The sequence below is a fragment of the Paenibacillus sp. Soil724D2 genome (genome assembly GCF_001427935.1).
GTDB lineage: Bacteria > Bacillota > Bacilli > Paenibacillales > NBRC-103111 > Paenibacillus_E.
On sequence record NZ_LMRY01000001.1, the window covers coordinates 355137 to 371890 of the forward strand.

Annotated in this window: 17 protein-coding genes; 9 read left to right on the plus strand and 8 right to left on the minus strand. The window is 44.6% G+C overall.

The window, feature by feature from the left end:
* Positions 1–104: 104 nt before the first annotated feature.
* The 5 genes from ASG85_RS01720 to ASG85_RS01740 form a co-directional block, all read right to left on the minus strand.
* Complete coding sequence (locus ASG85_RS01720; RefSeq protein ID WP_057302961.1) at positions 105–701, minus strand: hypothetical protein; 597 nt, start codon at positions 699–701, stop codon at positions 105–107.
* 217 nt (positions 702–918) lie between these two features.
* On the minus strand, positions 919–1155 hold the full coding sequence (locus tag ASG85_RS01725) for a DUF6953 family protein (RefSeq protein WP_056833181.1): 237 nt from the start codon (positions 1153–1155) through the stop codon (positions 919–921).
* 159 nt (positions 1156–1314) lie between these two features.
* Entirely contained in the window at positions 1315–2469 is a 1155-nt protein-coding gene (locus ASG85_RS01730) for an ABC transporter permease (protein WP_060645208.1), read from the minus strand.
* Complete coding sequence (locus tag ASG85_RS01735) at positions 2462–3649, minus strand: ABC transporter permease (protein ID WP_060645209.1); 1188 nt, start codon at positions 3647–3649, stop codon at positions 2462–2464. Before ASG85_RS01735 ends, ASG85_RS01730 begins: the two co-directional genes overlap by 8 nt.
* 12 nt (positions 3650–3661) lie before the next feature.
* Positions 3662–4597, minus strand: coding sequence for an ABC transporter ATP-binding protein (locus ASG85_RS01740; protein ID WP_060645210.1), 936 nt, complete (start codon positions 4595–4597; stop codon positions 3662–3664).
* A gap of 208 nt (positions 4598–4805) precedes the next feature.
* Here ASG85_RS01740 and ASG85_RS01745 point away from each other — a divergent pair, with 208 nt between their 5' ends.
* Positions 4806–5942, plus strand: a complete 1137-nt coding sequence (locus ASG85_RS01745) for a sensor histidine kinase (RefSeq protein ID WP_060645211.1) — start codon at positions 4806–4808, stop codon at positions 5940–5942.
* Positions 5943–5960: 18 nt separating this feature from the next.
* The gene (locus ASG85_RS01750) at positions 5961–6623 is read left to right on the plus strand and encodes a response regulator transcription factor (protein WP_057302966.1); all 663 of its coding nucleotides are present in this window, start codon (positions 5961–5963) and stop codon (positions 6621–6623) included.
* Here the strand turns inward: ASG85_RS01750 and ASG85_RS01755 are convergent, their stop codons facing one another.
* Positions 6624–7469 carry a stalk domain-containing protein gene (locus tag ASG85_RS01755; protein WP_060645415.1) on the minus strand — a complete coding sequence of 282 codons (846 nt, stop codon included), beginning with the start codon at positions 7467–7469 and terminating at the stop codon, positions 6624–6626.
* 193 nt (positions 7470–7662) lie between these two features.
* On the opposite strand from ASG85_RS01755, the gene ASG85_RS01760 reads away from it, so the two are divergent.
* The 5 genes from ASG85_RS01760 to ASG85_RS01780 all read left to right on the plus strand — a co-directional run bounded on the left by ASG85_RS01760 (position 7663) and on the right by ASG85_RS01780 (position 12053).
* On the plus strand, positions 7663–8295 hold the full coding sequence (locus tag ASG85_RS01760) for a YktB family protein (RefSeq protein ID WP_057302967.1): 633 nt from the start codon (positions 7663–7665) through the stop codon (positions 8293–8295).
* Between the two features lie 120 nt (positions 8296–8415).
* A complete protein-coding gene (locus ASG85_RS01765; protein ID WP_060645212.1) occupies positions 8416–9108 on the plus strand; it encodes a hypothetical protein in 693 nt (230 codons plus the stop codon).
* Positions 9109–9563: 455 nt separating this feature from the next.
* Entirely contained in the window at positions 9564–10292 is a 729-nt protein-coding gene (locus ASG85_RS01770; protein ID WP_057302969.1) for an ABC transporter ATP-binding protein, read from the plus strand.
* Positions 10289–11335 (plus strand): ABC transporter permease, encoded by a 1047-nt coding sequence (locus ASG85_RS01775; protein ID WP_057302970.1) that lies wholly within the window; start codon positions 10289–10291, stop codon positions 11333–11335. The genes ASG85_RS01770 and ASG85_RS01775 overlap by 4 nt, the downstream gene beginning before the upstream one ends.
* 115 nt (positions 11336–11450) lie before the next feature.
* Entirely contained in the window at positions 11451–12053 is a 603-nt protein-coding gene (locus tag ASG85_RS01780; protein WP_063860137.1) for a TetR/AcrR family transcriptional regulator, read from the plus strand.
* 76 nt (positions 12054–12129) lie between these two features.
* Here the strand turns inward: ASG85_RS01780 and ASG85_RS01785 are convergent, their stop codons facing one another.
* Positions 12130–13302, minus strand: a complete 1173-nt coding sequence (locus ASG85_RS01785; protein ID WP_057302972.1) for an MFS transporter — start codon at positions 13300–13302, stop codon at positions 12130–12132.
* A gap of 34 nt (positions 13303–13336) precedes the next feature.
* Positions 13337–14599 (minus strand): MFS transporter, encoded by a 1263-nt coding sequence (locus ASG85_RS01790; protein ID WP_060645214.1) that lies wholly within the window; start codon positions 14597–14599, stop codon positions 13337–13339.
* A 171-nt stretch (positions 14600–14770) separates the two neighbouring features.
* Between ASG85_RS01790 and ASG85_RS01795 the strand changes: the two genes are divergently transcribed.
* Positions 14771–16240: an aminotransferase class I/II-fold pyridoxal phosphate-dependent enzyme gene (locus ASG85_RS01795; protein ID WP_060645215.1), complete on the plus strand. Its 1470-nt coding sequence runs from the start codon at positions 14771–14773 to the stop codon at positions 16238–16240.
* Between the two features lie 87 nt (positions 16241–16327).
* Positions 16328–16747, plus strand: a complete 420-nt coding sequence (locus ASG85_RS01800; RefSeq protein WP_060645216.1) for a DUF1885 family protein — start codon at positions 16328–16330, stop codon at positions 16745–16747.
* The last annotated feature ends 7 nt before the right edge of the window (positions 16748–16754 follow it).

Below are 16754 nucleotides of genomic sequence, written 5' to 3' on the forward strand. Positions count from 1 at the left end.
AATGATGTTCGGGTTAACAAGCGTAATTTTACAATATATTTAAAGAGAGACCATATCTATAGCTAGATACAGACTCTCCCTTTATTTGTTTCCACTATTCATTTTCACATCTCCAATAAGAGCATTTCTTGTCTCATTTCGATCAGCTTGGTTTTACTCTCCATGACCGCTTTGACATCGCCTGAAACCATCGCATCATGCAGGGTAGCTAGTTCGTAATCCAGCTCCATACGCAAAATAGGAATCCGCTCATCTGTACGTTTGGATCGCAGCGCTTGCATGACTTCTTCTACTGTCACGGCAGGCTCCTTCTGATACAGCACTTTATGTTCGATACCGCTAATCTCGACCATTCGAATAATTTCACCGAACATAATATTCTCAATGAGAATTTGCCGATCCTTGAATCTTTTTACTACAGCGTGACCACGTGTATCACCAATCAGCTTCTCCATCATTTCGGCTAGCTTCTCATCTTTGAAGGAATAATTGCCTACGATTTTATACTTTTCACCGATTCGTTCGAATTTCAGCTTAATCAGCTTACGTCCTGTGCGAATGGAAATGATGAACTGCAGCTCGCTTTCGTTCCAATACAGAGAATAACCTTCCTGAATGAGTGCTTTAATGAAGTTCCGGATTAGCCGGCGATCAAATCGTAACTCTAGGTTGCAATACTCCACTTCATGACTCTTACTCACGGCAATCCCCTCCATAATTGGCGCATATTATTTTGTTTAAATATTCAGACAACTTATCTGCTTACTCTTATCTTATTATGAATTCTATGTTTTAGCAACTTGGATTATTGACATTTTTTTAAGGAAAAACGTACAAAAAAAGCTGAATGCCTGTATCCTAACGGCTTCAGCCCTAAACTGAAAAAAAACGGTCTCAGCCTATGCAATTCCTATGTGTTTAATGCCATCCCCAGAAAAATCCATCGCGCTCCCAAGCTGCTTTACCGCCATGAAGTTTTTTGAATATTTTCTTCACATCTTTGGAAATCGCTTGATTCCCATTCTCGTTCACATAGATGAAGGATTCCCCAAAATGTTGAATAATATAGTCCACTGCTTCTTTCTGATGTAAAATACCCGCGGATTTCAACTGCTCCATCATCCATTCCGCAACCTCATTTGCCGTAACGGCCATTTGCATTCTCTCCCTTTATTCGTATGTTTCTGGGGCCTGTGTACAGGCGAGTGACGCTATTGTACCATTGTAACACAATCTTTTCGAAATCATCGTCCGAACAGGTAGAGATAAACAAAAGGGCTATTCTGCAGAAGCAGATAGCCCTTTTCACTTTAGTTAACTAACCTCAGCATCTCCCGGTCTAAGAATAACCGAACCGACGCCCAAAAGAATGAGTCCAAACAAAGTGAGTACGCCTATGTGCATCCACATCTGCGACAGCGTCTGACCAGAAGCCATTCGCTGAATGGCCTCAATCACCCACTTTTGCGGAACGAAATTTGCAATCTTCTGCATCCAGTCCGGCATCAGGCTAATCGGCCAGAAGCATCCGCCTAGCATACACGTTGGGGTAACAACGAGAGAATTAATCACGCCCATATTCGATGCATTCTTAACCATACTAGCTACCGCGCTGGCAATTCCCATGCTGGCTAATAAGAAAAACTCCAATAAAATAAACTGCGATACAAACGGAAGTCCATATTCATAATTCGTTACGTATCGAGTAAACAAAAGGATAACAAGCACCTGCAGCGTCCCGACCAGGAAACTGCCTATGAAATTTCCAAGTACAATTTCGAAAGAATGAACCGGTGCTGAATACGTTCTAGCCATTGTGCGTTGTCTACGATCATCCATAATCACGGAAACCGTATTATTCATTAACCCCATCATGAACATCAGCATGAAACCTATTACCGTATGCATATTCGGATTCACGTACAAATTAAGATCAGTGACTTGCGACTTCATCTGATGCTTCTCCATCTGAGAAATGGTCTTCTCGACGGCTTCACGAAGCGCTGCTTCTTGGAGCCCTTGCTGGCTATACAGTTCGATCGTTCCTTGATATCTAGATAGAATACTATCCAGATTGATTTTGAGCGTGATCGAAGCCTCATTGATGTTTAGTTGGTACATATCTATTTGCGCAGAAGCTCCTTTCATCAATGTCTCGCTGAAACCTTCAGGAATCAGAAAGGCGCTGCTCACTTTTTGCTTCGTGATAACTTCTTTAAGCGCTGTTTCAGAAGCTTCTTCTTTGAGCCGATAATCTGGCAGCATCGAAAGTTCTTGTAAGAGATGGGAACCCATCGCTCCCCGATCCAAATTGATATAAGCAATATCAACCCCGTGATCGCTCTGTTGACCAAGTACACCAATGATTAGCGAAACCACTGCTGCTGGAATGACTAAATACATCAGAAATCCTTTTTTCTGAAAAAGTGTACGACGCAGCATATTGAGCGCTATAAATAAGCTATTCATGATATCCCGCCTTCCGATAGACCATCAGGGAAAGGAGCAACAATCCCCCGCTAATACCCGCCAAGATCAATAGATGATGCCCTATGATTGCAGCGTCACTTCCGAGCATAATACGAAACATACTCTGCATGGCCCAGTGATTGAGCGTAAACTCACCCATTCGCTGCAGAAGACCTTCTGGAAGAGGTGTGAAGCCTCCACTTAGAAAAGTCATGGCAAGAATGATCATTTGGAACGTCGTGCTGATTGCTTTTGACGATTTTGCTGCCAGCATAATCAATATCGCTAGACTCATCGAAGCTACGATAATCATTAAGCAAACCAGGAAGAGGTGGAAGAAGTCATTTCCCCAATCGACACCATAGAACAGAATGGTTGCACCAATGACGAGAGCTGCCTGGACGATCGAGCTGAACATATTCCCTAGAATTTTACCCAATAAAATTTGATATTCATGAATGGGCATCGCATTTAATCGAGATAACGTGTGCCTTTCTTTCTCTCCTTGTAATCCCAATGCCGCCCCCATGCCCGAGTATAACAAAAACATGACTAGCATTGATGCTGTGTAATACTGCATTGCTGTATAGTTGGAATTAGAAGAAGTAAGCTTGCCTAGCCGTACATGCGAAGAAGCCTCCGCTGTCGGATTAAATGAACTGTCACTGCCTTGTTTCTGCAATAGCTCCGCAGCCCCAAGGCCTGCTGAAATTATCGCGGATTGCATGTAATTGACTTGATCCAAGAAGGAGCGAAGTGTCATCTTAGCGGTCAAATTCTGCCCATAGTCTTGGCCAAGTATCATCTCCCAATCCGCTTCTTTTCCTTCAAGCACGCGGCTGCTAAAATCACTTGGAATGATGAGTGCAAACTCCGAATCCCCTGACTTGAGCCGTTTTACTGCTTCATCACGTGATTGAATGTTCATAGGCTGTATGATCTTCATTAACTCCGGTGTGCTTAGAAAGCTTTTAAACCCTGCGCTTAAGACGCCTGAGTCAGACTGTACCACATCTACCTTAACGGGCTTCAGCGTACGATCTTCCATTCTGAACGCGCCTGAGAGCGCCGACCCCAAAATGAATATAAGTAAAAGCGGCATCAAAAACTGAATAATAAGTACATAACGCATACGCATAAAACGCAATATTTCATACTTTGCAATGATCCAAATCGGCATGGTGACCTCCTCCTAATCCCGTAAGGTTCTTCCGGTCAACGACAGGAATAATGCCTCAAGATCAGGCTCCACCTGCGTGAGCGATTGGATTTTCACTTCATGTTTGGAAAGGATGAACAGGATATCCTGCAAATAGGCTTGGGAGGAACCCACCAGTAGTTCAAGTGTCTGTTCATGAATGGTAACTTGCTTAATCCGCGGATGATCCCTTAGCTCCTTTACGGCTTCTTCCTTCAGGCTAACTGCTTGAATGATAACTTTATTGTCCTGATCAACTTTACCGCGCAATTCTTCTTGCGTTCCACAAGCGATGAGATGCCCATGGTCCATGATGCCGACCCGAGTGGATATGGCGGACACTTCCTCCATGTAATGCGAGGTATAAATGATCGTTGAACCCATACGGTTCAGCGTCCTAACTGATTCCAGAATGTGGTTTCGGGACTGAGGATCGATGCCCACAGTAGGTTCATCCATAATAATCAGCTTTGGACGATGCATAATTGCACACGCGATATTCAATCTCCGTTTCATCCCGCCCGAAAAGGAACTTGGTCTATCACGAGCGCGATCCAATAATCCTACAAATTCCAGCGCTTCCTCCACTCTGTCTTTCAGCAGCTTGCCTCTTAATCCATATAATTTCGCGAAAAAAGTGACATTTTCTCTTGCTGTTAGGTTTTCGAAGATCGCGAGATCTTGTGGAACAAGACCAATTCTCCGTTTCACTTCAATTGTATCTTTCGCGACCGAGAGCCCATCAACAAACATTTCACCTTGATCGATTTTGAGCAGGCCGCTCAGCATTTTGATCGTTGTGCTTTTCCCAGCACCATTAGGGCCTAACAATCCGAAAATTTCACCTTCTTGAATCGATAAATTCAAATGATCGACAGAAATTTGATTGCTATACTTTTTTACAACATTTTTTATTTGAACAAAGCTCACAAGATCCACTCCCTTATCCCTTTTTCCTTTTCCCTTTATTCAACTGGTCTCATTACAATCATTGTATCTCTAAGGGATCCCGTTAACAGGTAGAATAAGTCATTATTCAAAGGTGACAAAAGTCATTATCTGTCTATTAGACGTGTTAACCCACTTGGTTTATATGGTATACTTTGCTAATACTTGCCCTGCAAAGGAAGGAACTCGATTGACACAATTACGCTTGTTATCCCGTTATCTACTTATTCTCATTCCAGCGATTGCCTCGATGTATCTCGAAAGCTATTCATCCAATGCTATGTATGTTTTCCTCATTCTCTTATTCATTTGGATCGCTGAACTACGCAGAACGATATTCTCGAAATCAGCTTGGATGCTTTTACTTGAAATCGGATTCAGTGGATGGATCAGCTACCACTATGACGGTATTTTGTTCATCACCTTTTACTCCACGCTCTTGTCTTATATAACCACTGTAAATAGTCATATACGTTACTATTTTGTGTGTATTCAGTTGATTCTGTTGAACATATCCTTACATAGTCAGCCGATCAGCTACTATCTTATTGCCAATTTGATCTTCCTGTCTCTCACGCTGCTCCTGCTGCAGATGCTCCAGACGGAACAAAACAAAGAGGAGGTTGAGCTGCTCTATGATAGGCTTCGGAGGCAGCATTACGAACTGGACGAAGCTCGCATTCAGTTAATGGATTACGCCCGAAAAGTCGAAAACATCGCACAAACGGACGAACGCAATCGAATTTCCCGAGATATTCATGATGAATTGGGACATAAGCTGATCCGGCTTAAAATGATGATGGAAGCATCCTTGCAGATCCTTCCAACTCAACAGAAGAAAGGCGTAGACATGTTAATGTCGGTCCGTGACCAGTTAACAGAAAGCATGGAACTGCTGCGCTCAACCGTACGTAGACTGAAACCAGATGAAGAAACGCTGCAAACCTACTCGTTAGGGAAGCTCATTGAAGGACTAACAGCAGATAAAGGAATATCTATTGAGGTTGAGATGCAGGGTATGCCCTACGTGCTGTATCCGAGTCTAGAGTTCATTCTATACCGTAATGCACAAGAAGCCATCACGAATGCCATTCGTCACGGGTCCGCAACCCAGGTTCTAATTCAGTTAACGTATGAATCCAAACAGATTACAATGTCTATTTCGAATAACGGTAAACTGCCCATTGAGCGCAGTGTGAACGGACTCGGAATGTCAGGCATGGAAGAACGAAGCAAGCTCATTGGCGGTCAGCTTCATGTGTCGATCGAAGATCGATTTACAGTGACGACTGTCCTGCCCACTTTTCGCCAAATAGAATCTAACTAAGAAAGGGTTGAACCCAGCATGATTCATGTGCTCATTACAGACGATGATCCATTCATCCGCGAAAGCTTACAATTAATCATTGGACTTGACGAAAATATTAAGGTCGTTGGCACGTGTACACATGGAGATGAAGCTCTTGCTTTTATCAGGAACGGCGTCCAGGTTGACGTTGTCTTGATGGATATTCGGATGCCAATCTGTGACGGTGTACAAGGCACTTTGAAGATTAAGCAAGCTTATCCGGATATTGCAGTGCTTATTCTGACCACATTCGACGATGATGAATTTATCGTTCAAGCCTTGCGAAACGGAGCCAGCGGTTATCTGCTCAAAAATATATCGCCGGATCGAATTATTCAAGGAATCAAGACAGTAGAACAAGGCAATCTACTTATTCATGCGGATATTGCCAAGAAATTAACGACTTTTATCAGCGCTAGTTCTCCTTCAGACGTACCTGCATCCAAACCACTTAGTGGATATGGATTAACAGCAAGTGAACAAGCAGTCGTAGCGAAAATCGCCGAAGGCCTATCCAATAAAGAAATCGCCCAGGAGCTATTCCTGAGCGAAGGTACCGTTAAGAATTATATTACGGAAATTCTCAGCAAGCTGAACCTCCGAGATCGTACGCAAATTGCTATTTTTTATTTAAAAAAGCATTCCGTCACCGGCAGTTAATTATTTCACTCTAGTCACCTGGATGTCCTCTTTAGAGGAGCTTCCAACCACATAATCAGGCTTATTATTATTGCCATTTATTTGCGTCAGTTTGAGAGTTGTGCGATAGAAATGCCCATTTTCCGTAAGTAAGTAGCTGTATGTATTCTCTTCAGGCAGCGCATCAATGATAATTGGATTCGTCATGTAAGGTACTTTATTGATCTCATAGTATCGGAAACCTTCCACATACGCTCTAATTGTCTTGAGCTTGACTGGATCCTGCTCCCCTGTAATGACGATGGGTTCATTTATGAGATAGGAAATTTGCGGCGTTTCTTTCCAGCTCTTTTTCAATTCTTCTTCGCTGACATAGATATCCTCTGAATACTTCTCCTTCGCTTTCCGCAATCCGCCCGTAGAGACACCCATTCGGTCCAAATCTTTCAATCGGTAATACGTCTGATCCGTCATATTAACAAGAACCGGGTAAGTCCCTCCTAAATAATCCAAGTACTGTGGATACGGGTACTGCAGCACAATTTCTGTATAATTCGTTTCGTTGCCTTCCGCAGGCTGCTGTGGATTAACACGGGAATTCAGATAGATTGTTTTCGTACTATCCTTCCAATTTACCACCGCTCCTAGGTAATTTCCTAGCTCCTTCACAGGCAAATAACTGGAATTATTATAAATTAAAGGTGGATTCGCCAGCTTCACTTCTTGCCCGTTCACGACGACTTTAAAATCATTTCTTAAGTAAGCATCAACGCGTTGCAGCACATCCTGTGCGTATACTCCTGCTGTGAAACAAGTTCCCATTAAAGTGCCAAGTACCGCAATTTTGGACCATTTTGACATCCTCATAAGTATAAATTCTCCTGTCTTTCCTAAATGATAGTTATCACATATTTCGGCACGGTTCCACTTTTTTCCTGCTTTTCTGCCATAAAATCGATCCAATGGCCTACTTCCTTTCTACGAAACTCGTAATCATTGCGGGAATACACAAATTGCTTTAGAATAATTGAAAACGTAATTGAAAAGAGGAATTAAACAGATGAGTTTTACTGGATTTGCACAGCATGATTTCGATACCTTTGCTATAGAAGGTCTTGATGGACGTATGGAAGCTATTCGAGAGCGCATTCAGCCTAAATTTAAAGCATTAGGTGATTCTTTGGCCCAGGATTTGTCCGTTCTTTCCGGTACAGAAATGTTCCTACATATCGCTAAACACTTAAGACGTAAAGTGAATCCCCCCGTTGATACTTGGCTGGCGATTTGTCCAAACAAACGAGGGTATAAACAAGTGCCTCACTTTCAGGTCGGTTTATTTGATGATCGTGTGTTTATTTGGTTGGCACTCATCTATGAGCTCCCGAATAAAAGCAACATCGCAACTACCTATATGAAAGAAATCGACCGTTTACAGAAGGAGATTCCATCCGACTTCGTACTTTCCTTCGACCATATGAAAAAAGACGTTACCCCCCTGTCTGATTTAGACCGCAGCGGCTGGAACGATGCATTAATTCGTTTCCGCGATGTCAAAAAAGCGGAGCTGCTGATCGGCCGCAATCTCAGTTTCAAGGATCCAGTCCTAGAGAAACCAGCTGAACTTGAGCAGCTTATTAAACAAACCTTCGAAAAGCTGATCCCCCTTTACCAGATGGCTGTGAACGCAAAGTAAAAATCAGATGTATGGAAATTTTTATGTGGGACTAAGGTTCCTTTAAAGTAAAATTAACCCCTCCTGCACAGACTAAGCGCTGTAGTCCTACTCCAACAGGAAAGGAGGGATTAAAAAAGTATGAACCCTACGTATATGAAAAAGCTTATGGTGAGCTCAATTGCTCTCACGATCGCTCTTGGCTGCAGTACACTTCCCTCCAGAACGGCTGCCGCTCAATCTCCTTACGAGGATCAGGAGCCAACGATTCGTTTGCAACAGTCCGATAAGAAGGAACAAGGTGGTCATCGCCGAAAATGGCCGATTGTCGATGAGTCTGCTACAGTCATCGGTGTTGACAAAGAAGTGCTCGTCAAAGCGCTGAAAAATGGCAAAAGCATCGTAGAAGCAGCCGCGGACAAAGGCATTAGTGAAGCTGACTTGACGGCCAAGCTGCAGCAGCTTCGAACAGGCAAAATTGAAGCCGCCGTTAAAGATGGCAAGCTGACAGCCGATCAAGGCGAGCACATGAAGATGAAACTCAGTGAGCATTTGAAGTTCATCCTCAACGAGAAAAACTTGCTAGATGGCCATGATGGACATGGAAAGTGGCATAAGTTCGGACTGAAGCCGGATACGGAGAAGCTTGCTAAGACTCTCGGTCTGAGCAAGGACGAACTTCACGCCCAGCTCCGTTCCGGCAAATCGCTGGCTGAGATTGCCCAGTCAAAGGGCATTTCGAAGGACAAGCTTGTAGCGTCCATAAAGGACCAATTAACCCCATCTATTGAACAATGGGTTGACCGAAAGAAAGACGCGAAAGTCAAAGACTGATGCATGCAGGTGATAGCAAAAAGGCATTCCTCTGGGTTTCCTCTGGGATGCCTTTTTGTTGTTTGGGGAAAGGTGGGAAGCACAACAGTTACTTCAGATATCTCGCCTTCCTCCCTTCTTTGTTGAATCAATCGTCAACTATGCTGGGTTATAGCTTTCGGGTGATGAATCCCTATTCGCGGTTGAAAGATGTTGTTCAAAATGCAACAATTGCTGCCTAAATCTCGTCTCTCTCCCTTCGTTGTTGCATTATGTACAAGGGCGGCGCAAGGTGTTTATTTTATTGTTTGTTGATTTGTAGTGCAACGTCAGGGTTTGTGATCCCCTTTTTTAATCCATTTTATAAAAATTTTAAAACATGAGTGATTACTCACTTCACAACGATCATAAGATAGCGTATGATGAGTGCATTAACATAAATGAGTGATTACTCACTCCGAAAGAGGTGCAAGACGATGACTACGGACATATCTATTCAATTGCATGGAGTCAGTAAGCAATTTGACGAAAAAGTTGTTCTGGATGGCATTACTCTAGCTGTACCGAAAGCCCATATTTTCGGATTGCTCGGCCCTTCCGGATCTGGGAAAACAACGCTTGTACGTATGATTGCTGGCATTGATGTCCCCACTTCCGGGACCGTTCATGTGCTCGGGCAGCAGATGCCTCAGTTAGCGATGCTATCGAAAATCGGTTACATGGCGCAATCGGATGCCCTTTATGCTGAATTAACCGCTCAGGAGAATTTAGAGTTTTTCGCATCTTTGTATGGGTTAGCGGGAACAAAGCGCAAGCAGCGCATCCATGACGTCATGGAGCTTGTTGATCTAGGATCACATTTGAAGAAGCAGATTTCCAATTATTCTGGAGGAATGAAGCGCCGCTTATCGCTCGCTATCTCTTTGCTGCATGAGCCAGGCATCCTTATTCTCGATGAGCCTACGGTGGGGATTGACCCCGTCTTACGGAAATCAATTTGGCAAGAGTTGACGAATCTCAGTAGGCAGGGTACAACGATTCTCGTGACCACTCACGTGATGGATGAAGCTGACAAATGTCATCAGCTTGGGATGATCCGGGACGGCAGACTCACGGCAGTAGGAACACCGGATGAATTGAAACAGGCTACTTCCTCCGCAACGATTGAAGAAGCATTCTTATATTATGGAGGTGTCAATCAATGAGAATTCGTGCGATTGTGATTCGTATTTTACGCCAGTTTTTTCACGATAAACGAACTTTAATGATGATGCTTGTAGCTCCAATGTTAATTCTTTTTATGATGTCATTAGTGTTTAACGGCAACACCTATGTCCCTAAAATAGGCGCTGTTAATGTCCCCGCTCCGCTCATTCAAAAACTGCAGGATCAAAATGCTGAAGTAATAGTCTACACGGCAGATGAAGCCAAAGCTGAGCTAGAAGCCGTGCATTTAGATGCCATCATCGCGATAAATGGGGCAGCGCCGCAAGTGACCTTAGAAGGAAGCGACCCCAGTAAAAATAGAGCTGTGCTATTCTTGCTGCAAAAAGCACTGCAAAGCGCAGTTCCGGCGATCTCTAACGCTAACTCCAGCTCCAATTTACAAGCGCCAACCATCACCTATTTGCATGGCTCTGCCGATATGGCGGCCTTTGACAATTTCGGTCCTGTTCTCATAGGCTTTTTCGTCTTTTTCTTCGTCTTTCTGCTCTCCGGTGTTTCCTTCTTGAGGGAACGAACCGGCGGAACCTTAGAACGATTGCTGGCTACACCGCTTCGCCGGTGGGAAATCGTAGTCGGCTATATTCTGGGCTTCGGTATATTTACAACACTTCAAGCAACGCTCATTGCATGGTTCGCCACTAGCGTGCTGGGTCTAATGATGGTCGGCTCTTTCTGGTATGTTTTGCTGATCACGGTCCTGCTCGCGTTGGCTGCCCTATCACTAGGAACGCTGATATCAGCTTTTGCTAACAATGAATTCCAGATGATTCAGTTCATTCCGCTTATTATCGTGCCCCAAGTGTTCTTCTCAGGCTTATTCAGCCTCGATACGATGTCCGTATACCTTCGCTGGATTGGTGTCATCATGCCGCTTAAATACGGAGCAGATGCCCTGCGGAATATTATGATCCGCGGTGCAGGTTGGGATCGCATTGGGTTGGATGTTCTCGTATTAGCAGCATTCACGATCTGCTTCATGATCTTAAACATAGTGGCACTCAGGAAGCACCGTAAGATATAATGTTAGGATGTCCTAATTTGCAACGACAGTTTTGCTAAATGAAGAGGTGAACACATTGTCTCAAGTCGAGCCATGGTTAACAGAGCTTCTCCGTCTAAATGACGAAGAAGAGAAAATGACCGATAAACAGCTGAAAATTGTTCAAGCGGCCGTAGAAATTTTTTCTGAGAAAGGGTTTGCAGGCTCCTCTACCAGTGAAATTGCCCAAAAAGCTGGCGTAGCGGAAGGTACCATATTCCGTCACTATAAAACAAAAAAAGAATTGCTGCTCTCAATCGTTGCTCCCATCATGACGAAGCTCATTGCACCGTTTGCAGTGAAGGATTTCACCAAGGTGTTGGAAGCTGATTATCCTGATGTCGAACAATTCTTGCGCGCCATCATTGTGAACCGATTAGAATTCGCCCGCAAAAATTTTCCTGTGATCAAAATTTTCATGCACGAAATCCCTTTCCATACCGAGCTCCGTGAACAGTTTAAGGAAACTGTTGCCGTATTAGTACTGGAAAAAGCTTATAGAGCTATTCGTCATTTTCAGGCTCAGGGTCAATTAATTGAACTCCCCGAAGCTGCGAGTATGCGGCTGATAGCCTCTACGATTGTTGGCTTCTTGATTACTCGATTTTTGTTAGTGCCGGATGCGGAATGGGATGAGTCCCAAGAAATCGAGCATACGATTAACTTCATCATGCACGGCTTATCGCCTCGCAAGCCATAGCTAGCCGCTGCACATAAAAAAGCTGCACACCGGTCTTCCCAATTCGGGAAGCTAGTGTACAGCTTTTTTTCATCTGTCAGGCAGTTTGCTGCTGCGCACGTGTCTGACGATCTACGAGAACGAAGCGCTGCAGCAGTAAGATAGCTGCTAAGCAAAGCACGCCGCCGATAATGAACGGCAGTGAATGCGCGATGGCGAATACAGCACCTCCAAGGAGCGGGCCCGCAATGCGGCCCAGACTGTCCATAGAGGAGCTGAGGCCCGTCGCAACGCCCTGACCTACTTTCGTCCGCTGTGTAATCAGCGACGTCACACACGGGCGTATGAGGGCGTTACCTGCGCCGAAGACCGATAGGTAAATCGCAGCGGTCGCCACGCTGCTCGAGTACAGCAGCAGGAAGAACCCTGCTGCGGATAGCAATAACCCAATGCCGATCACTCGCTGCTCGGCTCCTTGTTTGACCAACCGGCGAACAACGCCGCCTTGGATTAAGGCGCCAACAATACCGCTTGCCAAGAACATCATGCCGATATCGAATGGCGTTGCGCCAATCTTGTCCATTTGGTAATACTGAAGCGTCGCTTCTAGCCCTGCCAATGTGAAAGATACGAAGAATGATAACACATAAAGATACTTTGATGCCCCAGCGAAAGCTGTCCATCTAGATGGGGCTTTCTCCTTCACAGACGTGCGTTTGTCTACGGACAGTGATTCTTTCAGTATAGCAAATGCAAAAACAAAGGAAGCTAGTGCGAGTCCAGATGCTACAAAGAAAGGAAGGTACGTCCCCCAGCGGCTTAAAATCCCGCCGATTGCTGGACCGAAGATAAAGCCTAACCCAATTGACATCCCAACCATGCCCATGCCTTTTGTCCGATTCTCAGCGGTTGTAATATCAGCTACATAAGCCACGGCGCAAGCCGTTGCTGCTCCTGAGAATAAACCGCCAAGAATACGGGATACATACATGATCCACAGATTACCGTCAGCGAATCCAAATATCAAAAAGCTAACACTAAATCCAAGGAGACCTATTAGTATAATCGGTCTGCGTCCGATGCGATCCGATAGTCCTCCCCAAATAGGAGACATGAGAAAAGAGGCTGCGGAATAGACCGATAATAGCAGCGCGTTATGATATTCAGCGCCTGCACCTTTAACAACTTCCGGCAGTACAGGAATGATGATCCCGAAACCTACGAATATAGTCATCAACAACAGCATGATGATTCCAATCTGTTTATTCATGATGCTTATAATCCTCCAAACGAAACATTTTCCCTTATCGTACCACACCTTTTTTGGGGATGGAAATGAACATTTGAAGAACAAGCAGCAGTACCAGCACTAGGCCGCTCATTAAGAATGGTGCATGATAGCCATACACATCCCAAAGCTTGCCGGAAACGATCGGTCCAACGATCATCCCCAGTCCTTCAATCGTTAGGAAGAATCCCCAGACTGCGCCACGTTTCTCAGGTGGAATGGCTGAAGCAATGAGCGCATTCCAAGAAGGAATAATGAACGCATAACCTGCCCCAAGCACTGCAACCAATGCATAAAGCAGCATCATTGACTTCGCGAAGGTAAACAGCAAAAGTGCAGAAGCGCTTAGCATACAACCTGCAATAAAAAATGGACGAATGCCTAGACGATCAACCAACTTCCCCATCGGAACTAAGAAAATGACAGTAACAGCTCCACCCGCAATTAGAAACATGCTGTACTGAAAAGAGGTAAGCTTCAATACCTCTTTGGCATAGAGTGTGAGAATGGGTGTCAATATGCCAAGAGCGAACGTTTGCAGGAACATCGCAGGGAACAACAGCGGGCTAACAGACATAGAGCGCCGCACTTCACTTAGATATGTTTTTACCCGCTCCCAGAGTGGTTTTGTAGAAGCTCGATTAGAAACCAGGGCTTTCTCCGCCCTGCTCTCTCCATCCGTTCTTACCACGCCATTCTTTCTTGGAAGCATTAGTGCAACAAGGACGACCACCGTCATACAGCCGATCAACAATCGAAAACCGGAGCTGTAGTTATTTTCTCCAACGAAAAAGTTAATCGCTACCGGTCCCAGTCCAACGCCCGAGAGCCAAGCCATATAGACAACGCTCATGATCGTGGCTTTACCATCGTCGCCGGCAACTTCCGTCGTTCCAGTGATTACACAGGGCCATAATGGCGCCGTACCAAAGCCAAGCAGCGCACATCCTACGATCATCCAAATATTCTGGGATGAGGTTGCAATTAGAATGACCGAAACGAATGTCAGGAGTACACCGGTAAGCATGGTTGTTCGGTAACCCAACTTGTCAATAATCCAGCCAACGGGTGTACGGAGCACATTATCACCAATATATTGAGCAGCAAGCGTCCAGCCAATAATAAATGTGGAAGCGCCTAATGTCGTTTTCATATAAACCGGTAAAATCGTTAAAAGTAAGGCTCCCTTCACAAATTCGACGACAAACATAATAATTAACAATTCGATCACAAATGGGGAAAACAAGCGATTATTCCGCCATTTTTGCATCCAAACCATAAGATTTCTCCTTATTTTGGCGTATTTTAACAGGTTGCTGTTAGTTTTACCTGAACTAGCACAAACTATTTCCAAAAAATTAGCTTGCATGAAATCTCTATTTTGATATACTCATTTTGTTTGTTGCATTGTTCGACAAGCAATCCACTACAGAAGGGAAGCGATAATCAGGTGGATCATACCCGTACCCCCCTGTTCACTGCACTGCTCACACATGCTGAGAAAAATCCAATTCAATTCCATATTCCAGGCCATAAAAAAGGAGTCGGCATGGACCCGGAGTTTCGTTCCTTTATTGGGGACAACGCGCTGTCTATCGACCTCATCAATATAGCACCGCTGGATGACCTTCATCAACCAATGGGCGTAATCGAAGAAGCTCAGAGGCTTGCTGCAGACGCTTATGGAGCGGATCACACGTTCTTCTCCGTCCAAGGGACAAGCGGCGCCATTATGACGATGATTATGACCGTTTGCTCGGAAGGCGATAAAATTATCGTTCCGCGGAATGTACATAAATCTGTCTTGGCCGCGATTATTTTCGTGGGCGCTAAGCCCGTGTTCATCCAACCTGCCCGCGATAAAAACTTAGGTATTGATCACGGAATTCCGACGCGTTCTGTTCGCCGTGCACTCGAAAAGCATCCGGATGCCAAAGCTGTTCTAGTCATCAATCCGACCTACTATGGCGTATGTACCAATCTTAAAGAGATTGTTGACCTTGTTCATAGCTATAACATGCCTGTCCTTGTGGATGAAGCACATGGCGTGCTCATTCATTTCCATGATAAATTGCCCATGTCCGCGATGGAAGCCGGAGCCGATATGGCCGCGACTAGCGTGCATAAGCTAGGTGGTTCCATGACACAAAGCTCAGTCCTCAACGTGAAAGGGAATCGTGTTAATCCAAAGCGAATCCAAACCATTATTTCGATGCTTACAACAACTTCAACTTCCTATATATTGTTAGCCTCACTAGATACTGCACGCAGACATCTGGCGTTAAATGGCTATGCCATGGCCGAGCGCACAATAGAGCTTGCTCAGTACACAAGAAAACAGATCAACGAAATCAGTAACCTCTACTGCTTCGGAGAAGAGATTTTGGGTGAAGAGGCTACTTACACCTATGATCCGACGAAAATATGCGTTCACGTGCGCAAGCTTGGCATCACCGGCTTTGAAGTCGAGAACTGGCTGCGCGATCATTACAATATTGAAGTCGAAATGAGCGACATGTACAACATTCTCTGTCTCATAACGCCGGGGGATACCCAAGAAAACGTCGATACCCTATTGGAAGCTTTACGCGAGCTCTCACATATGAATGATGACGTTGTTGAAGTAAAAGAAGTTGTCATCAAAGTTCCTGCGATTCCACAATTAACTTTAACACCTCGGGATGCCTTCTATGGAGAAACCGAAATACTCCCGTTCAAAGACGCTGCAGACCGCATTATTGCCGAATTTATTTATGTGTACCCGCCTGGTATTCCCATTTTGCTTCCAGGTGAAGTGATAACCCAAGAACTTATTGATTACATTGTTGAGCATGTGGAAGTAGGGTTGCCTGTAAAAGGACCTGAGGACCGCAGCGTTCAAAATGTGAAGGTTATCGTGGAGACACAAGCGATTTTCTAGTATCCGTCTCGAGCGGTGTATATATTGTAAAACCGTTTACATGATGCTATGATGTTGGTGATGTTTAGCGAATGAGGTGAACAAGGAATGGCTCAAAGCGCTTATATTAAATTCGTAACAGGATCCACAGTTGCCGCACTCACCTTAGATGAACTAAAGGAAAGGCTGCTGCATTACCGTGAACAGCTCAGTCAGACATCCAAGCAGCTTGGCTGGGAGTATGACGAGGCCGGATTCCCTTATACCATTGAGACGAAGCCGGAAGGTGAAGGCAAATGGTTCTATCTGAAAGGTATCAATCCTCTATACAAATATATTGTGATTGGTGTTGGGAATGAGCAGAACCAAGAGAAAGAGCAGCATTATGTGCAAGTCGTGTTGCCCGACGACGCCACACATGGCGACAAAAGCAAGGGCAATGAATTTTGCAAATACCTTAGTAAGCTGCTGAAAGCTGAACTTCATCTATTCAACGGCAGAATCATGTATTTCAATCCTAGAAAATGAATGTACG

Coding starts and splice junctions, on each gene's coding strand:
- ASG85_RS01725 (WP_056833181.1), bottom strand. CDS start 1,155: ATGGCCGTTACGGCAAATGAGGTTGCGGAATGGATGATGGAGCAGTTG.
- ASG85_RS01730 (WP_060645208.1), bottom strand. CDS start 2,469: ATGAATAGCTTATTTATAGCGCTCAATATGCTGCGTCGTACACTTTTT.
- ASG85_RS01735 (WP_060645209.1), bottom strand. CDS start 3,649: ATGCCGATTTGGATCATTGCAAAGTATGAAATATTGCGTTTTATGCGT.
- ASG85_RS01750 (WP_057302966.1), top strand. CDS start 5,961: ATGATTCATGTGCTCATTACAGACGATGATCCATTCATCCGCGAAAGC.
- ASG85_RS01755 (WP_060645415.1), bottom strand. CDS start 7,469: ATGAGGATGTCAAAATGGTCCAAAATTGCGGTACTTGGCACTTTAATG.
- ASG85_RS01760 (WP_057302967.1), top strand. CDS start 7,663: ATGAGTTTTACTGGATTTGCACAGCATGATTTCGATACCTTTGCTATA.
- ASG85_RS01765 (WP_060645212.1), top strand. CDS start 8,416: ATGAACCCTACGTATATGAAAAAGCTTATGGTGAGCTCAATTGCTCTC.
- ASG85_RS01770 (WP_057302969.1), top strand. CDS start 9,564: ATGACTACGGACATATCTATTCAATTGCATGGAGTCAGTAAGCAATTT.
- ASG85_RS01775 (WP_057302970.1), top strand. CDS start 10,289: ATGAGAATTCGTGCGATTGTGATTCGTATTTTACGCCAGTTTTTTCAC.
- ASG85_RS01780 (WP_063860137.1), top strand. CDS start 11,451: ATGACCGATAAACAGCTGAAAATTGTTCAAGCGGCCGTAGAAATTTTT.
- ASG85_RS01785 (WP_057302972.1), bottom strand. CDS start 13,302: ATGAATAAACAGATTGGAATCATCATGCTGTTGTTGATGACTATATTC.
- ASG85_RS01790 (WP_060645214.1), bottom strand. CDS start 14,599: ATGGTTTGGATGCAAAAATGGCGGAATAATCGCTTGTTTTCCCCATTT.
- ASG85_RS01800 (WP_060645216.1), top strand. CDS start 16,328: ATGGCTCAAAGCGCTTATATTAAATTCGTAACAGGATCCACAGTTGCC.